This window comes from Pseudomonas asiatica (genome assembly GCF_040214835.1).
Lineage (GTDB): Bacteria > Pseudomonadota > Gammaproteobacteria > Pseudomonadales > Pseudomonadaceae > Aquipseudomonas > Aquipseudomonas putida_Z.
Map to the genome: position 1 here is coordinate 2,000,185 of NZ_CP157874.1, position 12,051 is coordinate 2,012,235.

Sequence of the window (12,051 nt, forward strand, 5' to 3'; positions counted from 1 at the left end):
CAGCAGCCCCGGCGATTTCAGCGCGGGTGCACGTGCCCGAACAAGCCTTGCGATACCCGCACGCGCTGTTCGGCATCTTCGCTGATGCCATCCTTGGCCAGCGCTTCCAGGTGCGCCTCGATGGCGTGGGTGCGCTGGGTCAGGCCGCAGTCGTTGGCGATCTGGATGTTCAGGCCGGGGCGGGCGTTGAGCTCGAGAATCAGCGGCCCCTTGTCCTGGTCCAGCACCATGTCGACACCGATGTAGCCCAGGCCACACAGCTCGTAGCAGCCGGCGGCCAGCTTCATGAAGCCGTCCCAGTTCGGCAGTTGCACGCCATCCACCGCGTTGGTGGTGTCCGGGTGCTTGCTGATGATGTTGTTCAACCAGGTGCCGCGCAGGGTCACGCCGGTGGCCAGGTCGACACCCACGCCGATGGCGCCCTGGTGCAGGTTGGCCTTGCCGCCGGACTGGCGGGTCGGCAGGCGCAGCATGGCCATCACCGGGTAGCCCATCAGCACGATGATGCGGATGTCCGGCACGCCTTCGTAGCTGATGCTCTTGAAGATCTGGTCGGGGGTGACCCGGTACTCGATAAGCGCACGGTCGCGGTGCCCGCCCAGCGAGTACAGGCCGGTGAGGATGCTCGAGATCTGGTGCTCGATTTCCTCGTGGCTGATGATCTTGCCGGACACCGTGCGGTAGCGGTCCTCGAAGCGGTCGGCGATCACCAGGATGCCGTCACCACCGGCGCCCTGCGCCGGCTTGATGACGAAATCGCTGCGCCCACCAATGATCTGGTGGAGCTTCTCGATCTCTTTCTCGGTCTCGATGATGCCGTACATTTCCGGCACATGGATGCCGGCCGCCAGGGCGCGCTCCTTGGTGATGATCTTGTCGTCGACGATCGGGTACAGGTGGCGCTTGTTGTACTTCAACACGTAGTCCGCGTTGCGCCGGTTGATACCCATGATGCCCCGGGCCTCCAGGGCTTTCCACGTCTTGATCAGGCCAAACATCAGGCGTCAGCCTTCTTCAGGAATGCCTTGAAGCGCACGAGCTCGGTCAGGCGGTAGCCGCGGTAGCGACCCATCGCCAGCATGAAGCCCACCAGGATCAGCAGCACGGCCGGGAAGGTGAACACGAAGTACACCAGCTCCGGCACCATCATCAACAGGTGCGCCAGGGAAGCGGCGAACAGGGTGCCGATGGCCACTTTCATGGCATGGCCGCCGCCACGCTCTTCCCAGGTGATGGACAGGCGCTCGATGGTCATGGTCAGGATCACCATCGGGAACAGCGCTACCGACAGCCCGCGCTCCAGGCCCAGCTTGTGGCTGAACAGGCTGATGGCGGCAATCAGTACCACGACGAAGGTCAGTACCACCGACAGGCGTGGCAGCATCTGCAACTTCAGGTGTTCCAGGTACGAGCGCAGCGACAGGCCCAGGGCGGTGATTACCGTGAACAGCACGATACCGAAGCCAAGCTGGGTCTCGCGGAAGGCCAGGGCGATCAGTACCGGGGTGAAGGTACCCAGGGTCTGCAGGCCGACCAGGTTGCGCAGCACCAGGATCACCAGCACACCGATCGGGATCATCACCATGATCATGAAGGTTTGCTGGGTCTGCAGCGGCAGGCCGTACAGCGAATATTCGAGGAAGTCGGCGTCGGTATTCTCGTCGGTCAGCTTGGCCAGGCGGATGGCGTTCATCTCGCTGTTGTTCATGCTGAAGGTAACGTTGGCCTTCTTGCCGCCATCGACAGTGATCAGGTTGTCGTCACCGGTCCACCACAGCAGGCGATCGCTGGGCAGGCCCTGCTCGCCGGTGTCCGGGTTGAAGTACAGCCAGTCGGTGCCGTTGAAGCTGCGCAGCCACAGTTCCGGGGTTTGCGGGGTGTCGGCCACCAGGCGGATGGTGTGCACCTTCTCCATCGGTACGTGGGCGATCGACAGCAGCAGGTCGATGACCTGGGCCTTCTTCATGGCCGTGGTGTCGCCGGCCAGCAGCAGCTTGACGTTATCGTCGTTCAGGTTGTTGACCCGCTTGATGGTCTCGCTGACGAAGGTCTCGACGTCGGCCGAGTGCTGGCGGATCGGCGCCATCAGGGCCTCGGCGGCGATCTTCTCGGGGCCTTCCACTGCCAGGCTGTCACGGAAGGTCGGGCCTTTGACCGTGGTCTTCTCGTTGCTGTAGCGCTTGGTCAGCACCAGGCGGTAGTAGAGGGTCTGGTTGCCGCTGGCGCGGCGGGCCGACCAGGTGACCTTGCGGTTGCCGTCGGCACGGTTGACGCTCACCCCGTAGTTGTTGGAGATGAAGCTCTCGTTGAGGCTGACGTAGTCGCGGTTCAGTGGTGGCACGAACATCTGCACCTTGACCGGGTCCTTGGTGCTGGCCACGAACTCGACCTTGGCGTCGATGTTCCACAGGTCGTCGGTTTCATCCTCGGTTACCGGGATGCCGAGTACGAAGATCTGATAAGCCGTGACCGCCACGCCCAACAGCACCAGCACGGTGATCAGGACTTTCAGATGGAGGGTAAGAGAGCGCATCGGGATTACTCTGCTTTGGGAGCGTCGGTGGCACAGGCAGGTTTGCCGGCCGCGTATTTAAGGCTTGGGTCGACCAGCGCGTCGAAGTGCTTGAGCGCCTCGGAGCCGATCAGCAGCGGGAACTGGAAGGCGCTGCGGTCGGTGAGATTGACTTCGATGGTGCGCATGGCCTGGCCCATGCAGATTTCAAGTTCGATGACCGGGCGCGCGGTATAGGCCTTGCCCGATTCAGCATCATAGTCGCCGGCCCGGCGCTTGATCTTGCTTACGCGTGCCAGCGGGCGTTCGATGGGGTGCGAATGGGCGGCGTCGATGGCCAGGTAGAAGCGCACCCAGCTTTCGCCGTTGCGCTTGAAACGCTTGATGTCGCGGGCGCTGAGCGACGCGGTCTTGGCGCCGGTGTCGAGCTTGGCGGCCACTTCCAGGTCCAGGTCGCCCAGGCGTGCATATTCGTTGAGACCGTACACGGTCTTGCCTGCGGCCTGGCCAAGGGCCGGCAGCAGGGTGAGGCAGAGCAGCAATAATACGGGTGTAAGTCTCATATTCCTGGCGCGGTGCAGTGCAAGGTTCGGGGCTGTTTTCAAAGCCATGTTCAGAGCCGTGTTCAGGGCAAGGCGACTGGCAGCGACTGCGCAAGCTTCCTCGTTCATCTGTCAACAGCATGAATGGATGACAGACAGGCTATCCATACTCCATCGGAGGCGCGGCATTCTATCACGCCGGCGCCTTGACGCCAGCGGTGCGCGATCTGACAGCACCGCGCTGGCATTAGTTCGTTCTTAGACGATTGTCGACAATATTCATTTTGTCTTTGACTGCTGCGGTCGAATTAGCTAATTTCTGGCAAAGAGATTTGCAAGGTGTCGACAATATGCAGGACCTATCCACCCCCAGCCCGGTGCTGGCAGACGAAACGGAAACCTTGTCCGAAAACGTCTTCCGGCGCATCCAGGCGGCCATCGTCAAGGGCGATATCGCCCCCGGCAGCAAGATTTCCGAGCCGGAGCTGGCGCGTACCTACGGCATCAGCCGCGGGCCGCTGCGCGAGGCCATCCACCGCCTCGAAGGCCAGCGCCTGCTGGTGCGCGTGCCGCATGTGGGGGCGCGGGTGGTGTCGCTCAACCACGCCGAACTGATCGAGCTGTACGAAATTCGCGAATCGCTGGAAGGCATGGCCTGCCGCCTTGCCGCCGAACGCATGAGCCAGGCCGACATCGACGAACTGCGCCGGGTGCTCGACACCCACGAGCGCGATGCCGCGTTCCAGGCCGGCCTGGGCTATTACCAGCAGGAAGGCGACTACGACTTCCATTACCGGATCATCCAGGGCAGCGGTAACCAGACTCTGGTCAAGATGCTCTGCGGCGAGCTCTACCAGCTGGTGCGCATGTACCGCATCCAGTTTTCCGCCACGCCGAACCGGCCACGCCAGGCCTTTGCCGAACACCACCGCATTCTCGATGCCATCGCCGACCGTGACGGCGAGCTGGCCGAACTCCTGATGCGCCGCCACATCGGCGCGTCCAAGCGCAATATCGAGCGTCACTACCTGGACGCCCACAACAACAGCCCACGAGGTGAGAAATGACTGTGAAGAGCACCCCCGGTCAGCGTTTCCGCGACGCCGTTGCCGCTGAACATCCGCTGCAGGTGGTTGGCGCCATCAACGCCAACCATGCCCTGCTGGCCAAGCGCGCCGGCTTCAAGGCCATCTACCTGTCCGGTGGCGGCGTCGCCGCCGGTTCGCTGGGCCTGCCGGACCTGGGCATCAGCGGCCTGGACGATGTACTCACCGACGTGCGCCGCATCACCGACGTGTGCGACCTGCCGCTGCTGGTGGATGTCGACACCGGCTTCGGCGCCTCTGCCTTCAACGTTGCCCGTACCGTGCGCTCGATGAGCAAGTTCGGCGCTGCCGCCATCCATATCGAGGACCAGGTCGGCGCCAAGCGCTGCGGCCACCGCCCGAACAAGGAAATCGTCAGCCAGCAGGAAATGGTCGACCGCATCAAGGCCGCAGTCGATGCCCGTACCGATGACAGCTTCGTGATCATGGCGCGTACCGATGCCCTGGCCGTCGAGGGCCTGAACGCCGCCCTGGACCGCGCCGCCGCCTGCGTCGAGGCCGGTGCCGACATGATCTTCCCGGAAGCCATCACCGAACTGCAGATGTACAAGACCTTCGCCGACCGGGTGAAGGCACCGATCCTGGCCAACATCACCGAATTCGGCGCCACGCCGCTGTACACCACCGAAGAGCTGGCCTCGGTCGACGTGTCGCTGGTGCTGTACCCGCTGTCGGCGTTCCGCGCCATGAACAAGGCGGCCGAAAACGTGTACACCGCGCTGCGCCGCGACGGCACGCAGAAGAACGTGATCGACACCATGCAGACCCGCATGGAGCTCTACGATGCCATTGGTTACCACGCCTTCGAGCAGAGCCTCGATGCGCTGTTTGCCCAGAAGAAGGGCTGAAGGTCAAAGATTTGCGTTGGAGCGGCTGGCCTCTTCGCGGGTGAACCCGCTCCCACAAGTACGGCGTGATGCTCGATGCCTGTGGAACCCTGTAGGAGCGGGTTTACCCGCGAAGGGGCCGGCCCAGGTTTCAACGATTAGCCAGATTTCCATAACAAGTTCAAGAAAGGAGAAACACCATGGCCGAAGCAAAAGTACTCAGTGGCGCAGGCCTGCGCGGCCAGGTGGCCGGCCAGACCGCGCTGTCGACCGTGGGCCAGGCCGGTGCCGGGCTGACCTACCGTGGTTACGACGTGCGTGACCTGGCCGCTGGTGCCGAGTTCGAAGAAGTCGCCTACCTGCTGCTGTACGGCGAGCTGCCGAGCAAAGCCGAACTGGTCGACTACAAGCGCAAGCTCAAGGGCCTGCGTGACCTGCCGCAAGCCCTGAAGGAAGTGCTCGAGCGCATCCCGCGTGATGCCCACCCGATGGACGTGATGCGCACAGGTTGCTCGGTGCTGGGTACCCTGGAGCCCGAACTGACCTTCGAGGCCCAGCGTGACAAGACCGACCGCCTGCTGGCGCTGTTCCCGGCGGTGATGTGCTACTGGTACCGCTTCACCCACGACGGCGTGCGTATCGACTGCACCAGCGACGAAGACACCCTCGGTGGCCACTTCCTGCACCTGCTGCACGGCAAGAAGCCGAGCGAGCTGCACGTCAAGGTCATGAACGTGTCGCTGATCCTCTACGCCGAGCACGAGTTCAACGCCTCGACCTTCACCGCCCGCGTCTGTGCCTCGACCCTCTCCGACCTGTACTCCTGCGTAACCGCTGCTATCGGTTCGCTGCGCGGCCCGCTGCATGGCGGTGCCAACGAGGCGGCGATGGAGCTGATCGAGCGCTTCCAGAGCCCGCAGGAAGCCACTGCCGAGCTGCTGCGCATGCTCGAGCGCAAGGACAAGATCATGGGCTTTGGCCATGCCATCTACAAAGAGTCCGACCCGCGCAACGAGGTGATCAAGGGCTGGTCGAAACAGCTCGCCGACGAAGTGGGTGACAAGGTGCTGTACCCGGTTTCCGAAGCCATCGACAAGACCATGTGGGAGCAGAAGCGCCTGTTCCCCAACGCGGACTTCTACCATGCCTCGGCGTACCACTTCATGGGTATCCCGACCAAGCTGTTCACCCCGATCTTCGTCTGCTCGCGCCTGACCGGCTGGGCGGCGCACGTCTTCGAACAGCGCGCCAACAACCGCATCATCCGCCCGAGCGCCGAGTATGTCGGCGTCGAGCAGCGCCAGTTCGTGCCGATCGAGCAGCGCTGAGTCATAGATCGCTGGGGCTGCTGCGCAGCCCTTTCGCGACACAAGGCCGCTCCCACAGGGACGGCGCAGTACCTGTGGGAGCGGCCTTGTGTCGCGAAAGGGGCGCGTAGCGCCCCCAAGTCCTGAGCCGCACCTGCCCCCGAATACCGTGACCGAGCCTGATAACGATATGAACACTGCATTCCGCAAGCACCTGCCAGGCACCGACCTGGACTACTTCGATGCCCGCGCGGCGGTCGAGGCCATCAAGCCCGGCGCCTACGATGGCCTGCCTTACACCTCTCGCGTACTCGCCGAAAACCTGGTGCGCCGCTGCGACCCTGCCACCCTCGACGCCTCGCTGGGCCAGCTGATCGAGCGCAAGCGCGACCTCGACTTCCCGTGGTTCCCGGCGCGCGTGGTGTGCCACGACATTCTCGGCCAGACCGCACTGGTCGACCTCGCCGGCCTGCGTGACGCCATTGCCGACAAAGGCGGCGACCCGGCCCAGGTCAACCCTGTGGTGCCGGTGCAACTGATCGTCGACCACTCGCTGGCCGTCGAGTGCGGCGGTTTTGACCCGCAGGCCTTCGAAAAGAACCGCGCCATCGAAGACCGCCGCAACGAAGACCGCTTCCACTTCATCAACTGGACCAAGAAGGCGTTCAAGAACGTCGACGTGATCCAGCCGGGCAACGGCATCATGCACCAGATCAACCTGGAGAAGATGTCGCCGGTGATCCACAACGACCGTGGCGTGGCCTACCCGGACACCTGCGTCGGCACCGACAGCCACACGCCGCATGTCGACGCCCTGGGCGTGATCGCCATCGGCGTGGGTGGCCTGGAAGCCGAGAACGTGATGCTCGGCCGTGCCTCGTGGATGCGCCTGCCGGAAATCGTCGGCGTCGAGCTGACCGGCAAGCTGGCGCCGAACATCACCGCCACCGACCTGGTGCTGGCCCTGACCGAATTCCTGCGCAAGCAGAAAGTCGTCGGCGCCTACCTGGAGTTCCACGGCGAGGGTGCACGTGCCCTGACCCTGGGCGACCGCGCCACCATTTCCAACATGGCCCCGGAATATGGCGCCACTGCGGCGATGTTCGCCATCGACCAGCAGACCATCGACTACCTGCGCCTGACCGGTCGCGAAGAGCAACAGGTCAAGCTGGTGGAAACCTATGCCAAGGCCACCGGCCTGTGGGCCGACAGCCTGGGCGGTGCAGTCTACGAGCGCACGCTGAGCTTCGACCTGTCGAGCGTGGTGCGCAACATGGCCGGCCCGTCCAACCCGCATGCCCGCGTCGCCACCAGCGACCTGGCGGCCAAAGGCATCGCTGGCAGCTGGGAAGAAGTGCCAGGGCAGATGCCAGATGGCGCGGTGATCATTGCTGCCATCACCAGCTGCACCAACACCAGCAACCCGCGCAACGTGATTGCCGCAGGCCTGCTGGCGCGCAATGCCAACAAACTGGGGCTGGCCCGCAAGCCGTGGGTCAAGTCGTCGCTGGCGCCTGGTTCCAAGGCCGTGCAGCTGTACCTGGAAGAAGCCGGGCTGGAGAAGGAGCTTGAGCAGCTCGGCTTTGGCATCGTCGCCTTCGCCTGCACCACCTGCAACGGCATGTCCGGCGCCCTGGACCCTGTGATCCAGCAAGAAATCATCGACCGTGACCTTTACGCCACCGCCGTGCTGTCGGGCAACCGCAACTTCGACGGGCGTATCCACCCGTATGCCAAGCAGGCCTTCCTCGCCTCGCCGCCACTGGTGGTGGCCTACGCCATCGCCGGTACCATCCGCTTCGACATCGAGAAGGATGTGCTGGGTGTGGTCGACGGCAAGGAAATCCGCCTCAAGGACATCTGGCCCAGCGACGAAGAAATCGACGCCGTGGTGCGTGCCGCGGTCAAGCCGGAGCAGTTCCGCAAAGTGTACATCCCGATGTTCGCCATCGAGGAAGACCGTGGGCCGAAGGTGGCGCCGCTGTACGACTGGCGCCCGATGAGCACCTACATCCGCCGCCCGCCGTACTGGGAAGGTGCCTTGGCCGGTGAACGTACCCTGCGCGGCATGCGCCCGCTGGCAGTGCTGCCGGACAACATCACCACCGACCACCTGTCGCCGTCCAACGCCATCATGCTCGACAGCGCTGCCGGCGAGTACCTGGCGAAGATGGGCCTGCCGGAGGAGGACTTCAACTCCTACGCTACCCACCGTGGCGACCACCTGACTGCCCAGCGCGCTACCTTTGCCAACCCCAAGCTGTTCAACGAAATGGTGCGCAAGGAAGACGGCAGCGTGAAGCAGGGCTCGCTGGCGCGTATCGAGCCGGAAGGCAAGGTCACCCGCATGTGGGAGGCGATCGAGACCTACATGGATCGCAAGCAGCCGCTGATCATCGTCGCCGGTGCCGACTACGGCCAGGGTTCGTCCCGTGACTGGGCGGCCAAGGGTGTGCGCCTGGCCGGTGTCGAGGCGATCGTCGCCGAAGGCTTCGAGCGTATTCACCGTACCAACCTGGTGGGCATGGGCGTACTGCCGCTGGAGTTCAAGCCGGGCACCGACCGCAAGACCCTCGGCCTGGATGGCAGCGAGACCTATGACGTACTGGGCGCGCGCACGCCGCGGGCGACGCTGACCCTGGTGGTTACCCGCGCCAACGGCGAGCGCCTGGAGGTACCGGTGACCTGCCGCCTGGACACCGCCGAGGAGGTGTCGATCTACGAGGCTGGCGGGGTGCTGCAACGCTTCGCCCAGGACTTCCTCGAAGCGACCGCCTAATCAAGAGCAGCGCGGTCCTCTGTGGGAGCGGGTTTACCCGCGAATGCGTCAGCAGATACAACATTGTTTTCTGATCGGACGCTTTCGCGGGTGAACCCGCTCCCACAGGGGTGCTGTGCAAGACAGGAATTGAACATGGCTCATGTACCGCAAGTAAAAATCCCTGCCACCTACATCCGTGGCGGCACCAGCAAAGGCGTGTTCTTCCGCCTGCAAGACCTGCCCGAGCAGGCGCAGATCCCCGGCCCTGCCCGTGATGCACTGCTGCTGCGGGTGATCGGCAGCCCCGACCCCTATGGCAAGCAGATCGACGGCATGGGCGGCGCCACTTCGAGCACCAGCAAGACCGTGATCCTGTCGCAAAGCATCAAGCCTGAACACGATGTCGACTACCTGTTCGGCCAGGTCAGCATCGACAAGGCCTTCGTCGACTGGAGCGGCAATTGCGGCAACCTTTCTGCCGCGGTCGGTTCGTTCGCCATCAGCAGCGGCCTGGTCGATCCGGCGCGCATTCCGCGCAACGGTATCGCCACCGTGCGCATCTGGCAGGCCAACATCGGCAAGACCATCATCGCCCATGTGCCGATCACCGAAGGTGAAGTGCAGGAAACCGGCGACTTCGAGCTGGACGGGGTGACCTTCCCGGCCGCCGAGGTGCAGCTGGAGTTCCTCGACCCGGCGGCCGACGAAGATGGCGACGGCGGGGCGATGTTCCCCACCGGCAACCTGGTCGATGACCTCGAGGTGCCGGGTGTCGGTACGTTCAAGGCGACCCTGATCAATGCCGGCATCCCGACGATCTTCGTCAATGCGGCGGATATCGGCTACACCGGCACCGAACTGCAGGACGCCATCAACGGCGACCCGCAGGCGCTGCTGCGCTTCGAGACGATTCGCGCCTATGGCGCCGTGCGCATGGGTCTGATCGACAACGTCGACCAGGCTGCCGGGCGTCAGCACACGCCGAAAGTGGCTTTCGTCGCGCCGCCGAGCACCTACACTGCGTCCAGTGGCAAAGCGGTGCAGGCGGGTGATATCGACCTGCTGGTACGGGCCTTGTCGATGGGCAAGCTGCACCATGCAATGATGGGGACGGCCGCGGTGGCCATCGGCACCGCGGCGGCCATTCCGGGCACGCTGGTCAACCTCGCCGCAGGCGGGGGCGAGCGCAGCGCCGTGCGTTTCGGCCACCCCTCGGGCACCCTGCGGGTGGGGGCCGAGGCGCGCCAGGTGAATGGTGAATGGACAGTGACCAAGGCAATCATGAGCCGCAGTGCTCGCGTGCTGATGGAGGGCTGGGTTCGCGTGCCTGGCGATAGCTTCTAACGCACCACTGGCGCTCGGCTTTAGTTCGTTGGGGCCGCTTTGCGCCCCTTCGCGGGCAAGCCCGCTCCTACACGGTTTGCGCGGTACCTGTAGGAGCGGCCTTGTGTCGCGAAGGGCTGCAAAGCAGCCCCGGCAATTCTGAAGGGAGCTGGATATGAGCGCCAACGTAGACCTCAACGCCCGCCCGGACTACGACCGGGTGCTGCAAACCCTTGCCGATTACGCCCTTACGTACCGGGTCGAATCCGCCGAAGCCCTGGACACCGCGCGCAACTGCCTGATGGATACCCTCGGCTGCGGCCTGCTGGCCCTGCGCTTCCCCGAATGCACCAAGTTGCTAGGCCCCCAGGTTGAAGGCACCGTGGTGCCCAACGGCGCCCGCGTGCCCGGCACCGCCTACCGCCTCGACCCGGTCAAGGCTGCCTGGGACATCGGCTGCACGGTGCGCTGGCTGGACTACAACGATACCTGGCTGGCCGCCGAATGGGCCCACCCCTCGGATAACCTTGGCGGAATCCTGGCCGTTGCCGATCACCTGTCGCAGAAGCACGTGGCCGCAGGTGAGGCACCGCTGCTGATGCGCGATGTGCTCGAAGCCATGGTCATGGCTCACGAGATTCAGGGCGTGATGGCGCTGGAAAACGCCTTCAACCGCGTTGGCCTCGACCATGTGATTCTGGTCAAGGTAGCCTCCACCGCCGTGTGCGCCAGGCTGATGGGGGCCAACCGTGAGCAGATGCTGAGCGCCTTGTCCCACGCATTCGTCGATGGCCAGGCGCTGCGTACCTACCGCCATGCGCCCAACGCTGGTTCGCGCAAATCGTGGGCCGCCGGGGATGCTTCCAGCCGTGGTGTGCGCCTGGCCGACATTGCCCTGCGTGGCGAGATGGGCGTGCCTGGCGTGCTCACCGCGCCGCAGTGGGGCTTCTACGATGTGCTGTTCAGCCACACCAACAAGGACCTGGCGCTCAAGCCGTCCGAGCAGCAAGAGCTGCGCCTGCCGCAAGCCCTGGGTAGCTACGTGATGGAAAACGTGCTGTTCAAGGTCAGTTTCCCTGCCGAGTTCCACGCCCAGACCGCCTGCGAGGCAGCGGTAACCCTGCATCCACTGGTGCGTAACCGCCTGCACGAAGTCGACCGTATCGTCATTACCACCCAGGAGTCGGCGATCCGCATCATTTCCAAGAGCGGCCCGCTGGCCAACGCCGCCGACCGCGACCACTGCCTGCAGTACATGGTGGCGGTGCCGCTGATTTTCGGTCATCTGGTGGCCGAGCATTACGAAGACACCTTCCATGCCAACCACCCAAGCATCGACCGCCTGCGCGAGAAGATGGAGGTGGTGGAAGACCCGCGCTTCAGCCGTGAGTACCTGGAGCCGGACAAGCGCTCGATCGCCAACGCGCTGCAGGTGTTCTTCAAGGATGGCAGCAGTACCGAGCAGGTGGTGGTGGAATACCCGATCGGGCATCGCCGGCGGCGAGGGGAGGGCATACCGTTGCTGGAGGCCAAGTTCAGGGACAACCTGGCCACGCGCTTTGCGCGGCAGCGGTGTGGGGAGATTCTTGAGGTGTGCAAGGACCAGCAGAAGCTGGAACAGATGGCGGTGCACAGGTTTGTCGACCTGCTCGTGATCTGAGGTTGCCTGTGCT

At 64.1% G+C, this 12,051-nt stretch carries 9 protein-coding genes; 6 read left to right on the forward strand and 3 right to left on the reverse strand.

All coding sequences use genetic code 11. From position 1 onward, the window contains the following. Positions 1–17: 17 nt before the first annotated feature. From ABNP31_RS09065 to ABNP31_RS09075, 3 genes are read right to left on the reverse strand one after another with little or no spacing between them, the layout of a single operon-like run. A complete protein-coding gene (locus tag ABNP31_RS09065; RefSeq protein ID WP_025338436.1) occupies positions 18–998 on the reverse strand; it encodes an alpha-L-glutamate ligase-like protein in 981 nt (326 codons plus the stop codon). Then, entirely contained in the window at positions 998–2,533 is a 1,536-nt protein-coding gene (locus ABNP31_RS09070) for an inactive transglutaminase family protein (protein ID WP_025338437.1), read from the reverse strand. The genes ABNP31_RS09065 and ABNP31_RS09070 overlap by 1 nt, the downstream gene beginning before the upstream one ends. A 5-nt stretch (positions 2,534–2,538) precedes the next feature. Further along, positions 2,539–3,075, reverse strand: coding sequence for an ATP-dependent zinc protease family protein (locus ABNP31_RS09075; protein ID WP_016485910.1), 537 nt, complete (start codon positions 3,073–3,075; stop codon positions 2,539–2,541). A 329-nt stretch (positions 3,076–3,404) separates the two neighbouring features. Between ABNP31_RS09075 and ABNP31_RS09080 the strand changes: the two genes are divergently transcribed. The 6 genes from ABNP31_RS09080 (at position 3,405) to prpD (ending at position 12,038) form a co-directional block, all read left to right on the forward strand. Then, positions 3,405–4,121 (forward strand): GntR family transcriptional regulator, encoded by a 717-nt coding sequence (locus tag ABNP31_RS09080; RefSeq protein ID WP_025338439.1) that lies wholly within the window; start codon positions 3,405–3,407, stop codon positions 4,119–4,121. Next, positions 4,118–5,008 carry a methylisocitrate lyase gene (gene prpB / locus ABNP31_RS09085; protein WP_003259689.1) on the forward strand — a complete coding sequence of 297 codons (891 nt, stop codon included), beginning with the start codon at positions 4,118–4,120 and terminating at the stop codon, positions 5,006–5,008. The genes ABNP31_RS09080 and prpB overlap by 4 nt, the downstream gene beginning before the upstream one ends. A 179-nt stretch (positions 5,009–5,187) precedes the next feature. After that, positions 5,188–6,315 (forward strand): bifunctional 2-methylcitrate synthase/citrate synthase, encoded by a 1,128-nt coding sequence (gene prpC, locus ABNP31_RS09090; RefSeq protein ID WP_238067519.1) that lies wholly within the window; start codon positions 5,188–5,190, stop codon positions 6,313–6,315. A 169-nt stretch (positions 6,316–6,484) separates the two neighbouring features. Beyond that, positions 6,485–9,073 (forward strand): Fe/S-dependent 2-methylisocitrate dehydratase AcnD, encoded by a 2,589-nt coding sequence (acnD, locus tag ABNP31_RS09095; protein WP_025338440.1) that lies wholly within the window; start codon positions 6,485–6,487, stop codon positions 9,071–9,073. Positions 9,074–9,208: 135 nt separating this feature from the next. Continuing rightward, positions 9,209–10,399 (forward strand): 2-methylaconitate cis-trans isomerase PrpF, encoded by a 1,191-nt coding sequence (gene prpF, locus ABNP31_RS09100; RefSeq protein ID WP_075044545.1) that lies wholly within the window; start codon positions 9,209–9,211, stop codon positions 10,397–10,399. 154 nt (positions 10,400–10,553) lie between these two features. Then, positions 10,554–12,038 carry a 2-methylcitrate dehydratase gene (prpD, locus tag ABNP31_RS09105; protein ID WP_350013217.1) on the forward strand — a complete coding sequence of 495 codons (1,485 nt, stop codon included), beginning with the start codon at positions 10,554–10,556 and terminating at the stop codon, positions 12,036–12,038. Positions 12,039–12,051: the final 13 nt, after the last annotated feature.

Bases quoted from the DNA above. Each gene is read 5' to 3' on its own strand.
- ABNP31_RS09065 (WP_025338436.1), bottom strand. From the start codon at position 998: ATGTTTGGCCTGATCAAGACGTGGAAAGCCCTGGAGGCCCGGGGCATC.
- ABNP31_RS09070 (WP_025338437.1), bottom strand. From the start codon at position 2,533: ATGCGCTCTCTTACCCTCCATCTGAAAGTCCTGATCACCGTGCTGGTG.
- ABNP31_RS09075 (WP_016485910.1), bottom strand. From the start codon at position 3,075: ATGAGACTTACACCCGTATTATTGCTGCTCTGCCTCACCCTGCTGCCG.
- ABNP31_RS09080 (WP_025338439.1), top strand. From the start codon at position 3,405: ATGCAGGACCTATCCACCCCCAGCCCGGTGCTGGCAGACGAAACGGAA.
- prpB (WP_003259689.1), top strand. From the start codon at position 4,118: ATGACTGTGAAGAGCACCCCCGGTCAGCGTTTCCGCGACGCCGTTGCC.
- prpC (WP_238067519.1), top strand. From the start codon at position 5,188: ATGGCCGAAGCAAAAGTACTCAGTGGCGCAGGCCTGCGCGGCCAGGTG.
- acnD (WP_025338440.1), top strand. From the start codon at position 6,485: ATGAACACTGCATTCCGCAAGCACCTGCCAGGCACCGACCTGGACTAC.
- prpF (WP_075044545.1), top strand. From the start codon at position 9,209: ATGGCTCATGTACCGCAAGTAAAAATCCCTGCCACCTACATCCGTGGC.
- prpD (WP_350013217.1), top strand. From the start codon at position 10,554: ATGAGCGCCAACGTAGACCTCAACGCCCGCCCGGACTACGACCGGGTG.